Origin of the sequence: Clostridium tagluense (genome assembly GCF_003865095.1) — a bacterium.
Taxonomy (GTDB): domain Bacteria; phylum Bacillota; class Clostridia; order Clostridiales; family Clostridiaceae; genus Clostridium_AD; species Clostridium_AD tagluense.
Genome location: NZ_BHYK01000001.1, coordinates 131474 through 147028 on the forward strand (window position 1 = coordinate 131474; position 15555 = coordinate 147028).

Annotated in this window: 16 protein-coding genes and 1 tRNA gene; 13 read left to right on the plus strand and 4 right to left on the minus strand. The window is 29.9% G+C overall.

The genetic code is table 11. The annotated features are described in order from the left end of the window. Positions 1-40 precede the first annotated feature (40 nt). Together Ctaglu_RS00615 and Ctaglu_RS00620 are read right to left on the minus strand one after the other, a co-directional pair. Positions 41-301, minus strand: a complete 261-nt coding sequence (locus Ctaglu_RS00615) for a spore coat protein (protein ID WP_124997356.1) — start codon at positions 299-301, stop codon at positions 41-43. A gap of 36 nt (positions 302-337) precedes the next feature. Beyond that, positions 338-544, minus strand: coding sequence for a hypothetical protein (locus Ctaglu_RS00620; protein ID WP_124997358.1), 207 nt, complete (start codon positions 542-544; stop codon positions 338-340). 281 nt (positions 545-825) lie between these two features. Between Ctaglu_RS00620 and Ctaglu_RS00625 the strand changes: the two genes are divergently transcribed. The 7 genes from Ctaglu_RS00625 to larB all read left to right on the plus strand — a co-directional run bounded on the left by Ctaglu_RS00625 (position 826) and on the right by larB (position 7616). After that, positions 826-1857, plus strand: coding sequence for a glycosyltransferase family 4 protein (locus tag Ctaglu_RS00625; protein ID WP_124997019.1), 1032 nt, complete (start codon positions 826-828; stop codon positions 1855-1857). A gap of 4 nt (positions 1858-1861) precedes the next feature. Further along, positions 1862-2851, plus strand: coding sequence for a lysylphosphatidylglycerol synthase transmembrane domain-containing protein (locus Ctaglu_RS00630; RefSeq protein ID WP_124997021.1), 990 nt, complete (start codon positions 1862-1864; stop codon positions 2849-2851). Between the two features lie 70 nt (positions 2852-2921). Then, positions 2922-4106 (plus strand): glycosyltransferase family 4 protein, encoded by a 1185-nt coding sequence (locus tag Ctaglu_RS00635; protein WP_124997023.1) that lies wholly within the window; start codon positions 2922-2924, stop codon positions 4104-4106. A gap of 158 nt (positions 4107-4264) precedes the next feature. Continuing rightward, positions 4265-4341, plus strand: a tRNA-Ala gene (locus Ctaglu_RS00640). 172 nt (positions 4342-4513) lie between these two features. Next, positions 4514-5758: a nickel pincer cofactor biosynthesis protein LarC gene (gene larC, locus Ctaglu_RS00645; protein ID WP_124997025.1), complete on the plus strand. Its 1245-nt coding sequence runs from the start codon at positions 4514-4516 to the stop codon at positions 5756-5758. Between the two features lie 310 nt (positions 5759-6068). Beyond that, entirely contained in the window at positions 6069-6854 is a 786-nt protein-coding gene (larE, locus tag Ctaglu_RS00650) for an ATP-dependent sacrificial sulfur transferase LarE (RefSeq protein ID WP_124997027.1), read from the plus strand. 15 nt (positions 6855-6869) lie between these two features. After that, positions 6870-7616, plus strand: coding sequence for a nickel pincer cofactor biosynthesis protein LarB (gene larB, locus Ctaglu_RS00655; protein ID WP_124997029.1), 747 nt, complete (start codon positions 6870-6872; stop codon positions 7614-7616). Between the two features lie 72 nt (positions 7617-7688). Here larB and Ctaglu_RS00660 read toward each other — a convergent pair whose 3' ends face one another. Then, positions 7689-8822, minus strand: coding sequence for a glycosyltransferase family 4 protein (locus Ctaglu_RS00660; RefSeq protein WP_124997031.1), 1134 nt, complete (start codon positions 8820-8822; stop codon positions 7689-7691). 208 nt (positions 8823-9030) lie between these two features. Between Ctaglu_RS00660 and Ctaglu_RS00665 the strand changes: the two genes are divergently transcribed. The 4 genes from Ctaglu_RS00665 to Ctaglu_RS00680 all read left to right on the plus strand — a co-directional run bounded on the left by Ctaglu_RS00665 (position 9031) and on the right by Ctaglu_RS00680 (position 12222). Further along, positions 9031-10041, plus strand: a complete 1011-nt coding sequence (locus tag Ctaglu_RS00665; protein ID WP_124997033.1) for a CotS family spore coat protein — start codon at positions 9031-9033, stop codon at positions 10039-10041. A 4-nt stretch (positions 10042-10045) separates the two neighbouring features. After that, the gene (locus Ctaglu_RS00670) at positions 10046-10264 is read left to right on the plus strand and encodes a hypothetical protein (protein WP_124997035.1); all 219 of its coding nucleotides are present in this window, start codon (positions 10046-10048) and stop codon (positions 10262-10264) included. Positions 10265-10313: 49 nt separating this feature from the next. Further along, on the plus strand, positions 10314-11078 hold the full coding sequence (locus Ctaglu_RS00675; RefSeq protein WP_124997037.1) for a spore coat protein: 765 nt from the start codon (positions 10314-10316) through the stop codon (positions 11076-11078). Between the two features lie 88 nt (positions 11079-11166). Beyond that, complete coding sequence (locus Ctaglu_RS00680) at positions 11167-12222, plus strand: CotS family spore coat protein (RefSeq protein WP_124997039.1); 1056 nt, start codon at positions 11167-11169, stop codon at positions 12220-12222. Positions 12223-12330: 108 nt separating this feature from the next. On the opposite strand, the gene Ctaglu_RS00685 is transcribed toward Ctaglu_RS00680, so the two are convergent. Further along, positions 12331-13458, minus strand: coding sequence for a glycosyltransferase family 4 protein (locus tag Ctaglu_RS00685; RefSeq protein ID WP_124997041.1), 1128 nt, complete (start codon positions 13456-13458; stop codon positions 12331-12333). A gap of 142 nt (positions 13459-13600) precedes the next feature. On the opposite strand from Ctaglu_RS00685, the gene Ctaglu_RS00690 reads away from it, so the two are divergent. Together Ctaglu_RS00690 and Ctaglu_RS00695 are read left to right on the plus strand one after the other, a co-directional pair. After that, positions 13601-14605, plus strand: a complete 1005-nt coding sequence (locus Ctaglu_RS00690; protein WP_124997360.1) for a CotS family spore coat protein — start codon at positions 13601-13603, stop codon at positions 14603-14605. Between the two features lie 171 nt (positions 14606-14776). Next, entirely contained in the window at positions 14777-15523 is a 747-nt protein-coding gene (locus tag Ctaglu_RS00695; protein ID WP_124997043.1) for a DUF975 family protein, read from the plus strand. The last annotated feature ends 32 nt before the right edge of the window (positions 15524-15555 follow it).

A 15555-nucleotide genomic window follows, 5' to 3' on the forward strand; every position in this document is an offset into this window, starting at 1 on the left:
ATACCTTAGAGGGGGTTAAAACTTATAGTGGTTTATTAAATTATTTTAATTCATTCATCATTTGTGTAGCTTCATTTTTTAATTGTTGAACTTCATTATCTGGAGCATCTTTTGTAGGATACCATCCTTTTTGTTTCATAGCATCAAATATCTTATATTGAATAGTTTGATTGTTTTTAAAATTATCCACTAATGTATTTCTCAAATTTTGACAAGAGGATTCAGTTATCCCTGTACTGTAAGCAGAAATAACTTGTTTTTCTGTAGCAAGTAAGTCTTGCATTAAATCTTTTTCACACATACTAGTATTCATATAATATCCCTCCATTTATATATATTATTGATGAGAATCAAGGTAAGTTTTTAATGTGTTGAAGTTTTGTTTGTGTGTTTGGCTAGCTTCAGTGCAAAGGTTTTTTAAATTTTGATCAGTGCACTGTGAACCATATTCATTAAACTTCTTGTTAAGCAATGCTTCATATCCTAATTGATCTTTAATGACTTTTAGGTTGTTGCTTTCTAATTGTTTGTTAGTAGTATTCATCATATTTATTACCTCCAGTTTTTTATTAAATCCACTACAAGAATATTATCCGCCTTTTATATTAAAATATAAGTGGTAAATTAATGTAATAATATATAATTAAATTATCATCTAAAGGTATTTTATCCATTATAAAACAAAAAAAATATAAAGTTTATTATAAATTTTTACAGTAAATTGTTAAAATTTAAGAAAACTTTAAGGTCACATTAATCAATTCTTAATAATAGTAGTGTACAATAAATGTATAAACAAGGTTGAATTAGATGGGAGTGACAATTATGCCTACTATAAATATGCTTTCTTCAGCAGATAAAGTCAAAGGCCAAGGTGTAGGATCAGCTTACCTAGAACAAGTAAATTTAGTGAAAAATGGATTAGATAAAGAATATAAAGTTGTAACAAATAAGAAAGTAAGAGCTGAAATAATGCATTATCATACTATTGATTTTAAGCATTATTTGAGCATACCTTTTGCTAAAAAGAAAGGTGTAACAGTGGGCTACGTGCATTTTTTGCCTGAGACTATTGAAGGAAGTATAAAATTACCCAAGTTAATTGAAAAAATATTTTATAAATATATTATAAGTTTTTATAACAGGATGGATTATTTAGTTACAGTAAACCCCAATTTTATAACTAAGCTTGAGGCTTACAATATTGACCGAAAAAAAATAACATATATACCTAATTTTGTTTCGGAAGAAAAATTCTATAATCTTTCAACTGAAGATATCTGTATAGCAAAAGAAAAATTAAAAATTGAGAAGGATGCTTTTGTTGTGCTTGGAGTAGGTCAAATACAAACTCGCAAAGGGGTAATTGATTTTATTGATATTGCAAGAAAAATGCCAGAAGTACAATTCATTTGGGCAGGTGGTTTTTCTTTTGGTAATATTACAGATGGGTATAAGGAATTAAAAGATCAAATAGAGCATGCACCCAAAAATATTTTATTTACAGGGATAGTTGAAAGAGATTTGATGAATGATATATATAATGTATCAAATGTTCTTTTTATGCCGTCTTATAATGAGCTTTTCCCTATGTCAATACTCGAATCAATGAATACTTATACTCCAATACTATTAAGGGATTTGGAGTTATATGAGGATATATTATTTGATTATTACTTAAAAGAACATGATAACCAAGGCTTTATTGAGGCTATAGGAAAACTTAAAAATGATTCAAGTTATTATAAAGAGGCTAAAGAAAAAGCAATAAGAGGGCATAAGTTTTATTCAAGAGAGAATGTTCTGGCTATGTGGAAAGACTTTTATAAAAAGGTATATCGAATAAAAGGACGGTAAATTAATGAAAAATTATAAATTTAACTTTATTTTGGGGATAGCTTCAGGTGTTATATTTATTTTACTTATTGTTTTCACAAATGGGTGGATGGATTTAATTCATCAAATGAAAAATTTACAAATTGAATGGATAATTGTAGCGGCTATTGCCATGGTATTATATTGGATTTTTGAAGCTAAAACATTGCAAAGTATTGTACTTTTAATGAAAAAAGACTATAAATTTAAAAAAGCATTTCAAGTTACTATGGTAGGACAATATTTTAATTCAATTACCCCTTTTGCATCTGGTGGACAGCCAATGCAGCTATATTCACTTACAAAACAAGAATTAGGGGCTGGTAGCGCTGGATCAGCGCTGATGATTAAATTTATTATCTATCAATCAGTGCTAACTGTATATTCTTTAGTCCTTATATTTTGGAAGTCTAGCTTCTTCAAAGCTAAAATGAGTAATTTGTTTTATTTAATAGCCATAGGATTTACAGTTAATGCTAGCGTAATTATATTTTTAATTATATTTTCAAAATATCGCAAATTAACACATAAATTAATAACAACTTTTTCTAAGATATTAGAAAAACTTAGATTGGTAAAAGATATATCAAAGTTAGAAATGCATATTAACGACAATTTAGATCAATTTCATGATAATATGGAGATAGTAAAACATAGTAAAGCAATGATGGCTAAGGCTGTTATTTATACAATATTACAACTAACAATAATTTTTATTATACCTTATTTTATTTATCTTAGCTTTGGGATGAGAGGTGCTAGCATAGAAAGTATGATAGCTGGAACTGCGTTTGTAATGATGCTAACAGCGTTTATACCATTACCTGGAGCGGTGGGTGGAGCAGAGGGTGCTTTCTTCATGTTTTTTAGTTTGTTTTTTGCAACTAATAACATAATGGCTGCTATATTATTATGGAGATTAATTACATTTTACTCCTGTATAATTTTTGGATTTTATGCATTTATGAAGAAGTAAGTACAATTAATAAAAGCATATTAAAAGAAGATTTTTACAAGGAAATTATAGGATTAAAAGGGGGCCGATTATGAATATCGGAATTTTTACTGATGCTTATTATCCACAAGTAAGTGGAGTGGTTACTTCTACTTTTATATTGAAAAATGAGTTAATTAGACTAGGACATAGTGTAACCATTATTACAGTTGCACATCCAGATGTAGAAGAGGAAGAAGGTATAATGAGATTGCCTAGCTTACCATTTTTTCTTTTACCAACTCAAAGAGTTGGAATGATATATTCACGTAAAATTATGAGTAAAATTAAAAAATTGGATTTAGATATAATACATACACAAACAGAATTTAGTATAGGTATATTTGGAAGAATAGTTGCTAAAAGATTAGATATTCCTGTAGTGCACACTTATCATACTATGTATGAGGATTATATGCATTATGTATCCAGTGGTATAATGCTTAAGCCCGTTTCAGAGATTGCAAAGAAGGCAAGTAAACTATACTGCAGGGATTGCAGTGCTATAATAGTGCCCACATTAAAGGTGAAAGATGCATTAGAGAATTACGGGTTATTAAGACATATAGATGTAATACCCACGGGAGTTGAAATTGAACCTTTCAAAAGAAGTAATTACAATCAAGATCTTATAGAAGATGAAAAAAAATGTTTTGGAATAAAGAAAACTGAGCCAGTTGTATTATTTATTGGGCGCCTCGCAAAAGAGAAAAGCGTAGATATAATTATAAATAGTATGAAAGAGCTAGTGGTGAAAATACCAAATTGTAAACTGCTGGTTGTAGGTGATGGACCAGAGCGTGAGAATTTAGAAGCTTTAGTTAGATCACTTAATATTGAAAAATCCGTAGTATTTACTGGTGAAAAACCTTGGGCAGAAATTGGTAGGTATTATCAAATGGGAGATGTGTTTGTAGGTGCTTCTCTAACTGAAACCCAGGGATTAACCTTTACAGAAGCTATGGCGGCACAAATTCCTGTGGTAGCTAAGTATGATAAAAATTTAGATGATTTAATTCAAGATAGAATCAACGGAAGAATTTTTTATAAAGATGAAGATTTAGCTGGAATATTATTCGAAGTTTTAACGGATAAAAAAGAATGTGACACAATAGTGGAAAATGCTTATAATGGGATAGAGCCGTTATCCTCTAAATGCTTTGGTGAAAATGTGGAGAAAGTTTACATGGAAGTTGAAAAACAAAATTGTATGTTACAAAATCAAAAGGTAACATAATCAATTTATAAATAATAGAGCTGCTTTATGCATGAGATTCATTAGTGGTATGGCAGCTTAATAATTTTATAAATAAATGTTTCTAAAATACTATTTTTGTAATATAATAGATTTAAAAATGGTTTTAATTAAACATTTAAAAAATCGTTTTAATATGCGGGGATGTAGCTCAGTTTGGGAGAGTACTTGGATGGCATTCAAGGGGTCGTGGGTTCGAGCCCCATCATCTCCACCAAAAAAAATCTACCTATGGTGTTTGGCAAGATTATGACATCCTAACAAATAAAAAAATATTTGATGATATAAGTTTATAAAACTATATTATCAGATATTTTTTTATATTTATTCTATAATATTTGTTTTTTTGGTACAATGAGATAAATACAAAAGAAATGGAGAGAATGAAAATGAAAATACTTTATTATGATTGTTTTTCAGGTATTAGCGGAGATATGAATTTAGGAGCATTGATAGACTTAGGTGTAGATGAGAAATATTTAATAGAGGAATTAGATAAGCTAAGGCTAGATGGATATGAAATAAAAGTATCAAGAGGTATTAGAAAAGGCATAGATGGTACTAAGGTAGATGTAATGCTACAAGAGCATAATCATGAGCATTCTCATGATGGAAATGAAGATGGACACTCTCATGGACATATGAATCATAATCATCATGACCATCGAAATCTTAAAGATATTGAGAAAATTATAGATTGCAGTGAATTAAGTTCTAATGTCAAAGAGTTAAGCAAGAAAATGTTTATGAAGGTTGCAGAGGCTGAAGCAAAGGTTCATGGAAAACCATTATATGAAGTTCATTTCCATGAGGTAGGCGCAATAGATTCTATTGTAGACATAGTAGGAGCAGCTATCTGCATAAGTCATTTAAATGTTGATAAAATAATGAGTTCTTCCATAGAGCTTGGTGGTGGGTTTGTTAAATGTGCTCATGGAATTATACCAGTACCAGCACCTGCTACTGTAGAAATTTTAAAGGGAATACCAGTAAAACTTGGAGTTGTACCCTTTGAAACTACCACACCTACTGGTGCTGCAATTCTTGCGGTTAATGTTTGTGAATTTAAAGATAATAATAATTTTATTGTAAATAAAATCGGCTATGGTATAGGTAACAGAGATACTGAAATTCCTAATGTACTAAGAGTAATGCTCGTAGAAGAGAATAATTTATCGGATAATTATAAGGTAGAAAATGAAGATAAGGTATTTGAAGAAATTGTGGAATGCAATATAGATGATATGAATCCAGAGTTATATGAGTACATTATTGATAAGCTTTTTAATGAGGGTGCTTTGGATGTATATTTAATTCCAATTATAATGAAAAAGGGCAGACCAGGTGTGAAAATAAGCGTTTTATGCCAGGCAGCTAAATTAGAAAAGATGAAAGAAGTCTTATTTAGAGAAACTACTACCTTTGGGGTAAGAAGTTTTAAGGTAGATAAAACTATGCTACAAAGAGAATTTGTTAAAGTTAACACAAGTTATGGTGAAATTACTCTTAAAGAAGCTTACTACAAAGGTGAAAAGATAAAAAGCAAGTTAGAATATGAGGAGTGTAAAAAAATAGCTGAAGATAGGGGAATATCCTTAAGAGAAGTATATGAAAATTTAACAAATGAAATCTAAGATTACTAAATAATAAGATGCAATGTCCATTTTAAAATAAACTCTTTTTTCTCAGAGGATGCTAACAAAAGTATATATTGCGCAGAATGCATTTGAACAAACCATAGTAATTCTTAATTTATTTTATTTTCAGATGCGTTAAGAAAAACACATGTTTGAGCAAAGCGAGTTTGTGTTTTTTAGCAGCTGTAAATAAAATAAATTTTAGAATTACTTGGTGAAGTGAAAGCATTCCAGCAATATATACTTTTTGTTAGAGCATCCTTTAAGAAAAAAGTTCTTATTCTACACATAATATTGGAGGCAAAGTATGTTAAAACAAAAATATGATAATTTAATAAGTTACTTAAAAAATCTTGGCAGTGTTGCCGTTGCATTTTCAGGAGGGGTGGATAGTACTCTATTATTGAAAGTTTGCAGTGATGTACTTAAGGAGAATGTGTTAGCAATTATGGTAATAGCTCCTTATACGCCTAAATGGGAAGTTGAAGAAGCTAAAGTTTTGCTAAAACAGTTTGGAGTTAAATATAAATTTATTGAAGTGGAAATGATAGATGAAATAAAATTTAGCCCAAGAGATAGATGCTATATTTGCAAAAATGCTATTTTTACTAAAATAAAAGAAGAAGCCAGTGCCCAGGGAATATATAATATTTTAGATGGAACTAATTTTGATGATACTAAAGATTATAGGCCAGGACTCAAGGCTTTAAAGGAATTAAATATAATAAGTCCACTTTTGGCAAATGAATTTACGAAAGCTGATATAAGAACCTTATCTAAAGAACTTAACCTGCAAACTTGGAATAAGCCTGCTTATGCATGCCTTTTGTCAAGAATACCTTATGGGCAAGAAGTAATTTTGGCAGAACTTCAAAGAATAGAAGCTGCTGAGGTATATTTAATGGGACTAGGCTTTAGTGGGGTTAGAGTTAGAAGCCATGTAGATTTAGCAAGAATTGAATTGCCAAAGAAGTATTTTGACAAGATTCTAAATCAAAAAATCTTAGAGGAAATCTCAATGAAACTTAAGGAACTTGGATTTAAATATGTAACATTAGACCTAGAAGGATACAAAATGGGAAGCTTAAATTAAAAAGGTGGGGAATATATGAATTCAGAACAAACCAAAGAATTTTTGAGGTCCATAAAAAGTGGTGATATATCTATTGAAGATGGTGTAGACAAATTAAAAGATTTGTCCTATTCAGATTTAGGATTTGCAAAAATAGATAATCATAGAGAGCTTAGAGTTGGTTACCCAGAGGTTATATATTGTGAAGGGAAAACTGTAGAGCAGATAAAGGGCATAGTTAGTGTAATGCTTACTAAGGATATAAATATTCTTGGCACAAGGGCATCGCAGTTAATGTATGAAGGAGTAAAAGAAATATGTGATGGTGCAGAGTACAACCAGCTTGCAAGAACAATTGTAATTAAAAAGAAGGAAGTAGAAATTTCAAGTTCTTATATTGCATTAGTAACAGGAGGAACCTCTGATATACCAGTAGCGGAAGAAGCAGCTATTACAGCTGAAATTTTTGGAAATAAAGTTGAAAGAATTTATGATGTAGGGGTAGCTGGTATTCATAGGCTTTTTGAAAATCTAGATGTTATAAGAGGTGCTAGGGTAGTTATTACTGTAGCAGGTATGGAAGGTGCTTTAACTAGTGTAGTAGGAGGCCTTGTGGATAAACCAGTTATAGCTGTTCCAACCAGCGTAGGCTATGGAGCTAGTTTTAGTGGCCTTGCTGCACTATTATCCATGTTGAATAGTTGTTCTAGTGGAGTTAGTGTTGTTAATATTGATAACGGCTTTGGGGCCGGATATTTAGCTAGTATTATTAATAAACTATAAGATAAATGTTGGGTATTTTACATGCACAGCATTTATAAATTGCTCAAAAAAGTAGCTGATTAGCTACTTTTTTTATTGTGATGGAGAATTAGCATTATAAACACTCTCATAAGCCTTAAGAGTATTAATTGCAGTATTTTCCCAAGAAAATTCACTTGCTCTTTTTATTGCTTTATAACTCAATTCTTCTCTTAATTTATCGTTACTTAGCAAGTTGCCCATAGCTGAAGATATTTCTGAGATACTATAGGGATTTATTAAAATCCCACCATCGCCAACTACCTCTGGAATAGAGGTAAGGTTAGATGCTATTACAGGAGCGCCACAATTCATTGCCTCCAGTGGAGGGAGTCCAAAGCCTTCGTAAAAAGAAGGATATACAAAGGCATCACAAGAATTATAGAAAATAGGCAAATGTTCTTCTGGTACAAAACCAGTAAAAATAACATGAGAGTCTATTTTTAATTCATTTGTAAGCTTTAGAAGCCTTTGGCTGGAGTCTTTATAGCCACCTACAATAACTAAATTATAATTTTTGTTTAAGTCTTTATATATTTTAGAAAAAGCAGACAAGATAGAAGCTACATTCTTTCTTTCGCTAAAACCACCTAAATAAAGTATGAAAGGATCTGCTAAATTATACATATCCTTTAGGAAATTCCTACAGAAGACTTTATCTAAAGGGGTATATTTTTTATCTGCAGCTAGTGGAGTTACAAAAATCTTGTTTTCATCTATAGGAAAAAATTTAAGAATATCCCGCTTTGAAAATTCTGACACAGTTATTATTCCATCAGAACCCCCTATGATTAGAGGCATCTCTTTTAGAAATTTTAGCAAATAGCCTTTTCCAACAGTTTCTGGCATAAGGTATGGAATTAAATCATGTATAGTGATTATTTTCTTACAATATATTTCCTCAGAAAAACCTATTCCATTTTGTGGCATATGATATATGTCTATTTTTTCCTTTGATAAGTTGGCTGGAAAATATTGATCCTCAAAGAATCTCTGATGTTTTTTAGAGGTCATTATTATTTTGCAGTTTTCTTTTTTTATACTTTCATAATTATTACCTGACCAATAAATATTGTAGTTATTTATAGAATCTATGTTAATTAAATTTTTAAGTACATTTTCTGTATAAGTTCCTATACCAGTGCCACTATAGAAATTGATACCTCTAGCATCAATTCCAATCCTCATAGTATTCACTCCTCAAAATTATTAGAAAAACCCTGTATTCATAATTAAATTATCACCTGGGGTGATATTAAAAATCCTATTTAAAAGATAATATATATTAATATATTATTTCAACTTAAAAAGTGTGCTATTTGCATGAATATAATTGTGCACAAATTATTTAGTGTGTTCATATACTACAATAGAACAATACTTTGGAGGCAGGCATTTGGAAATTCAGGAATTAAAGGATTTAGTAAAAGACAATTATTCTCTTTGTATTAATGATATAGAGAAAATAAAAAATGTTTACAGAATAGAAACTGAAAATAAGATGTATTGCTTGAAAATCATTAATTATGACTTTAAGCATTTTTTATTTATTATTGGTGCAATAAAACATTTACAAGGCAATGGTTTTCAAAAAATACCTCAAATTATTGAGACTAATGATAGCAAAGAGTATATTGGCTTTGAAAAAAAATATGCTTATTTAACACCTTGGTTAAACGCAAGGGAATGCAATTATGATAATCCAGTAGAAATAAAATTATGTACCTCAAAGCTTGCGCAGTTGCATAAAAAAAGTTTAAATTTCAAAGTCACACCTGACATGAAACCAAGGATAGGATGGCTTAAATGGATAGAAACTTTTAAAACTAGACAAAAAGAAATATTAGATTTCAAAAGAAGAATAAATGAAAAAGAGTGCATTACGGAATTTGATAAAAATTATTTAATAATAATGGAGGAAGAATTAGCACGGAGTAGTAGGGCCATCTATAATTTATGCAAAAGTGAATATATAGATAAAATGAAAGAGGAAATTAAACATAGGGGATTTTGCCACCATGATTATGCTCATCATAACGTGTTAATAGAAAAAAATGGAGGCGTCAACATTATCGATTTTGATTATTGTATCTTAGACACTCATTTACATGATTTAAGTAGCCTGCTTATAAGAAGAATGAAAAATGGCAAATGGAGCCTGGAAAATGCACTTTTTATAATGGATGAGTATAATGCTACAAATTCAATATATAAAAGTGACATAGATGTAATGGCAGCATTTATGGAATTTCCTCAGGAATATTGGCAAACAGGAATTCAGTATTATTGGGAGAAAAAGGACTGGGGAGAAGAATTTTTCTTAAAGAAACTTGAAAAGATTAATGAAGATAGGATGGATAGGCAAATTTTTATTGAAAAATTAAGAAAAATAAATTATGGGAGGTAGTATTGTGGGGAAAAACAAAGATGATATGTACATGGAAGAAAGTGAAATCATTGATCCACAGGAATCCACTGTAGAGGAATATGATATGAGGCTTGAGAGGATGGAGGAGGAGGTTAAAAAACTTAAAAAAATAAAGAAAAGACAAAAGAAACTTAGAGAATTAGAATTTGAGCAAAAAGAAATATTAAAGAAGATGGACAAAAACTATAAAAAGAATAGATAGTATTTGAATATTATAGGGCAATTAATAGATCTAATTAGAGGTGGTGCCAGTGGCAATAAGCATCTATAATGATTTTTCAGACTATATGCTGTTTAAAGGTATTAAAAATGTACAAACAACTGATTTTAAATATAAAAATATAGATGTAGACATAACTGAAGACTTAGTAATAAAGCAGTTTGATGCTATTTATGATTTTCATCAAAAATCTTGGGGCTTTAATGGATATCTCAGGAATAGGTTAAATAATAATACAGGAAAAATAATAGAAGAATATAAGATTTATATTAAAAAACTGGTTTCTGATATAAATAACATTAAAAGAGATGAACCTAAAAATCCCTTTGAAGAGTTAATTATTGAATATGGAGAAGGAGCTGTAAAAAGAGGGCAGGCCTGTATAAGCGCAGTATATCAAACAGATTATATAGGGATTATATCAAGAAGTATGAAAAGAAATGAGGTATGCCTCGGCAATACGGATTTTCAAAACCTTCAAAAGGAAAATTATACTTACGTGGTTAGTTTCGAACATTGTAGTTATAACGTGGTGGAAATGGATTGTTTTATTTTGCTAAGTAAATTAAGAAGAAAGGGAGCAAAGCTTGATTTCCAAAGACTTGCTCGCGAATTTTGCTATATAGAAGGATTAGATACAAGTAGCTCCGAATTTATAACAGCCTTAGTTTCTTATCCGCATGAATTTATGAAATGTTGCAATAAATATAGAGAAGGTAAAAATAAGGATTACGAGGATAGGTTTTATAAAAAGCTTTCAAAAGCCTTAATTCAAGATGGAGATTCCTTATTTTAAATTAAAAAGGTCATAATAAAAAAACAAAATATTGCAGATTCGAAGGTGATGAATAGCTGCAATAGGCACGAGTTGAAGAGGTGAGAATATGTTAGACGTTAGATATAAAGATAAAACTTATTTAAGTAAATATGATTTAGATGTAAATCTATTTAGTGAATTCGATTTATTGGTCAGCGATGTTATTCCAGTAAGGAAAGTATTTATACTTAATACGGATAAAGGTGATAAGGTCTTAAAAAAAGTGAGCTACAGCGTTTCTCTACTTGAATTTATTAATTATGGCATTGAGTATATCAAAAGTAATAATTTTAATAGAATTATTGAATTTGAAAAGGCGAAAAATAATAATATATATGTTCCTTGGAAAGATGATATATATTGTATCATGAATTTAGTGGAGGGGAGGGAGTGTGAGTATAGCAATCCAGTAGATGTTATGTTAACATCTAGGGCATTAGCTGAGCTTCACAGAGCGTCGGAGGGGCTTATTAATGAAGAGGCATTCAAAATGCTATTAGTAAAAAATCAAAAGCGGTATTTATCTGGAAAGATAATACAAAATTTTAATAAAAAATTAGGGGAGCTTAGGTTTTTTAAAAGTATAGCAACTCTATACGAAAATAAAAATGAATTTGATTATATATTTTTAGACAATGAAAAATATTATGAGGAGAATATATTACAAAGTATAAAAATACTGGAACATTCCGAATATTACAATTTATGTAAGGAAAAAGACAAAATTGTATTCTGTCACCATGACTTAGCTCACCATAATATTTTGATTAATGTGCAGCAAGTATATTTTTTAGACTTTGATTATGCAGTGGTAGATTTAAAGGTACATGATATTTGTAATTTTATAAATAAAGCCATTAAAAATTTCGCTTATGATATAGAAAAATGCCATAGCATTTTAAATGAATATACATCAGTAAATCCATTAGAACATCGGGAACTAGAGGTATTGTATGGTATGCTTAGCTTCCCAGAGGATTTTTACAGTATAGCAAGAGATTATTATACAAGGAAAAAACAGTGGAGTGAAGATGTGTTTTTAAGCAGATTAAAAAGCAAGGTGGAGTATAGAGAAAATAGAGAAGAGTTTTTAGAGGCTTTTAAAAATCATTATAATTGTTAGCTAAGAATCCCTTTGTAGTTCTAAATAAACTATAAAGGGATTTAATCAGGCATCTTCATAAAACAACTAGACCATATATTAGTTGTTTTATGAAGATGCCTAACAATGTTATTTATTTAACAATATATTTCTATATGCTTTTAGAGTATCGGTGGCAGTATGTTCCCAAGTTAGAGTCGAGGCTCTTTTTAAACCTTTACTTATAAGCGATTGTCTTAAGTCATTATCAAGGAGCACATTATACATTTTTTCACTTAAGTCAACAATATCATATGGATTTACAAGCAGCGTTGAATCTTTAACTATTTCAGGAATTGAAGTAACATTTGAGGCAATTACAGGGACGCCACATGCCATTGCTTCAATTGGTGGTAATCCAAAACCTTCATAAAAAGAAGGATATACAAAGAGCTGGCAAGCATTATACATGAAGGGGATATGGTCCATAGATATAAACCCTGGGAAAATAACACTATTTTCAATATGCAGCTCTTCTGCTCTTTTTTTATACATATCGTAGGATTTACCTTTGCTACCTGCAATGACGAGTTTCATATCTTTTTTTAATTTTGGTAGGAGTAGGCTAAAGGATTCTAGTAATCCAAGAATATTCTTTCTAGGACTAAATCCTCCAATATATAGAATATAATCTCCTGATATAGAATAATTTTTCTCAATAATAGATTTACTAAGAGTTTTATCATAGGGTTTATAAATATCTTCACTAGCTAAATAAGTAACATATATTTTTTCTTTTGGAAAGTTAAAAGCGGAAGCAATATCTTGCTTTGAATATTCAGACACGGTAATTATTCCATCGCATAGTGAGATAATATTGGGTAATTTTTCGTTGAAAATTTTCAAATATTGTTCTCCAACTGTATCTGGCATTTTATAGGGTATAACATCATGTAGTGTAATAACAAAGGGACAATCTTTATCTGAAGGTAACCCAATACCATTTTGAGGAACGTGGTATATGTCCATGTTTTTGTCTATTAATGGGTTAGGAATATTCACCTCATTCCAGAAGTTATTTTGATTTTCTTGTTTAATGTTTCTTATGTGAAAATTTTCCCTAAAAGGTATGTCAAGCATACAATCCTTTGGTACAAAAAGCGAATAATCATTATAATTGTCTATTTTATTTAAAGAGTGAATTAGTTGGTAACAATAAGTTCCTATACCAGTTCCCCTATACCATTTTGCAGCTCTTGCATCGATTCCAATTTTCATTTTAAGACTCCTTAAATACTGATTGATATATGAATATACTTTATTATATTAAAAGAAATCATAAATGTTATTAAAACATATAAGAATATATTCTAAAAAAAAATATTAGTAATATAAATTATAAGGGGAGGGGATGAGTAACATGATGAGGGAATTTGAAATTGAAAGACAATATGGTATTAAAATAGAAAGTATACGTCCCAACAAGGGAGTATATTTGCTAAAAACGGATGATGGAGCTAAATGTCTAAAGAAAATCAATTATGGAACACAAAAACTTTTGTTTGTATACGGAGCTAAAGAGCATCTTGTAAATAATGGATTTGACAAGTTGGATAGATATTTTTTGAATACTGAAGGAAATCCTTATGCCTTAGTTAATGAAGATATTTATACACTATCCTCATGGATAGATGGTCGTGAATGTGATTTCCACGATGAGAAGGATTTGACTTTCGCAGCGAAACAATTAGCATATATGCATATTGCATCTAAGGGATATGAACCACCAGAAAATAGTAAGCTAAAAACGGATCTTGGAAGATGGCCTCATTTAATGGAAAAAAGAATAAAGTCCTTTGATAAAATGAAAGACATGATTAGAAAAAAGAAGAATTTAAAAACTGATTTTGATATTAATTATATTAAGAGTGTGGATGCTCAAAAGGAGCTCGGAAAAAGAGCTATGGCAATACTCGATGATTCCATGTACTTTGATATATGCAGGCAAACGGAAGAAGAAAAAGGGTTTTGCCACCATGATTATACACATCATAATATTATTTTTGATAAAAATAATGATGTCAACATAATTGATTTTGATTACTGCAAAAGAGAAGTGAAAGCATTTGATTTATCTAATTTTTTAATTAAAGTGCTTAAAAAGCAGGATTGGGACATAAAATATGCTGAAATAATACTCCAGGCATATAGTAGTGTAAATCCTCTGTTAGAAGAAGAGTATAGGCTTATATATGCATTTTTAGTATTTCCACAACGTTACTGGAGGCTTTGCAATAGATATTATTATAATGAAGTTACTTGGATTCAAAATACCTTTAACAAGAAGATGGAGGAGTTAATTTCTGAAAAAGAAAAGTGTATGGCATTTATTGAAGAATATAAGAAAGTCTTCAATCAAAAGTAGTACATTTACCATTATGTAATAATGTCATGTAAATAAATTATTTACATGGCATTATTATTTTATGAAAGAAAAATTGACAAATAGTATCAGGTACTATACAATCACCTTTAATAGTATAGATTGCCATTTAAGGCAAATAATAAAATGGAAATAACGCAAGGGGGAATATACATGTATATTTATTCTTCAAAATTAAAAAGCAATAAGGAAATACGTCGAGAGGCAAGGGAAGATTTGTCAGGCAATTGGATTGTAGCTATATTAGTATGTATGTTAGCCTGGGTTTTAACAGAAATGCTTACACAGGATCCTCAGATTAAAGAAAGAGTAACTGGTGTTATTAATAATCCTATACATGGAATATTTGAATATTGGACGACAAGAAATAATGGGGAGATTCAGAAATTAGGAATACTTATATCAATAATTATAGGAGGTCCCATATCTTTTGGAGTTTCAAGATTTTTTCTAAATTTAATACGTAATACTAATCCTAAAGTTCAAGATGTTTTTATGGGTTTTAAATATTTTTTCGAAACATTTTTGTTGAATTTATTAATGGGTATATTTATATTGTTATGGACTTTACTGCTTATAATACCTGGAATAGTTGTTGGTTTAAGTTATGCAATGGCATACTATATATTAATAGACAATCCGGAATTGAGCGCTATGGATGCTATAAACCGTAGCAAAGATATGATGGATGGACAAAAATGGAAGCTATTTAGTTTATATTTAAGCTTTGTAGGGTGGTTTATATTGTGTTTGTTAACTTTAGGCATAGGGTTTATATGGCTTAACCCCTATTTACAAAGATCCTTAGCCGGTTTTTATCAAGATTTAAAGGATGATTCTAATGATAATTCAGAATATGCAGGTACTGATGAAAACTATAAGGTAAATAGTATCGAATAGATTCAATAAAAGTTTCTCCAGTAGTTTAATAA

What these genes read in the sequence shown, in the direction of transcription:
- Ctaglu_RS00680 (WP_124997039.1), top strand. Translation starts at nt 11,167, where the DNA reads ATGTTAGACGTTAGATATAAAGATAAAACTTATTTAAGTAAATATGAT.
- Ctaglu_RS00615 (WP_124997356.1), bottom strand. Translation starts at nt 301, where the DNA reads ATGTGTGAAAAAGATTTAATGCAAGACTTACTTGCTACAGAAAAACAA.
- larC (WP_124997025.1), top strand. Translation starts at nt 4,514, where the DNA reads ATGAAAATACTTTATTATGATTGTTTTTCAGGTATTAGCGGAGATATG.
- larE (WP_124997027.1), top strand. Translation starts at nt 6,069, where the DNA reads ATGTTAAAACAAAAATATGATAATTTAATAAGTTACTTAAAAAATCTT.
- Ctaglu_RS00695 (WP_124997043.1), top strand. Translation starts at nt 14,777, where the DNA reads ATGTATATTTATTCTTCAAAATTAAAAAGCAATAAGGAAATACGTCGA.
- Ctaglu_RS00635 (WP_124997023.1), top strand. Translation starts at nt 2,922, where the DNA reads ATGAATATCGGAATTTTTACTGATGCTTATTATCCACAAGTAAGTGGA.
- Ctaglu_RS00660 (WP_124997031.1), bottom strand. Translation starts at nt 8,822, where the DNA reads ATGAGGATTGGAATTGATGCTAGAGGTATCAATTTCTATAGTGGCACT.
- Ctaglu_RS00625 (WP_124997019.1), top strand. Translation starts at nt 826, where the DNA reads ATGCCTACTATAAATATGCTTTCTTCAGCAGATAAAGTCAAAGGCCAA.
- larB (WP_124997029.1), top strand. Translation starts at nt 6,870, where the DNA reads ATGAATTCAGAACAAACCAAAGAATTTTTGAGGTCCATAAAAAGTGGT.
- Ctaglu_RS00630 (WP_124997021.1), top strand. Translation starts at nt 1,862, where the DNA reads ATGAAAAATTATAAATTTAACTTTATTTTGGGGATAGCTTCAGGTGTT.
- Ctaglu_RS00685 (WP_124997041.1), bottom strand. Translation starts at nt 13,458, where the DNA reads ATGAAAATTGGAATCGATGCAAGAGCTGCAAAATGGTATAGGGGAACT.
- Ctaglu_RS00620 (WP_124997358.1), bottom strand. Translation starts at nt 544, where the DNA reads ATGAATACTACTAACAAACAATTAGAAAGCAACAACCTAAAAGTCATT.
- Ctaglu_RS00690 (WP_124997360.1), top strand. Translation starts at nt 13,601, where the DNA reads ATGATGAGGGAATTTGAAATTGAAAGACAATATGGTATTAAAATAGAA.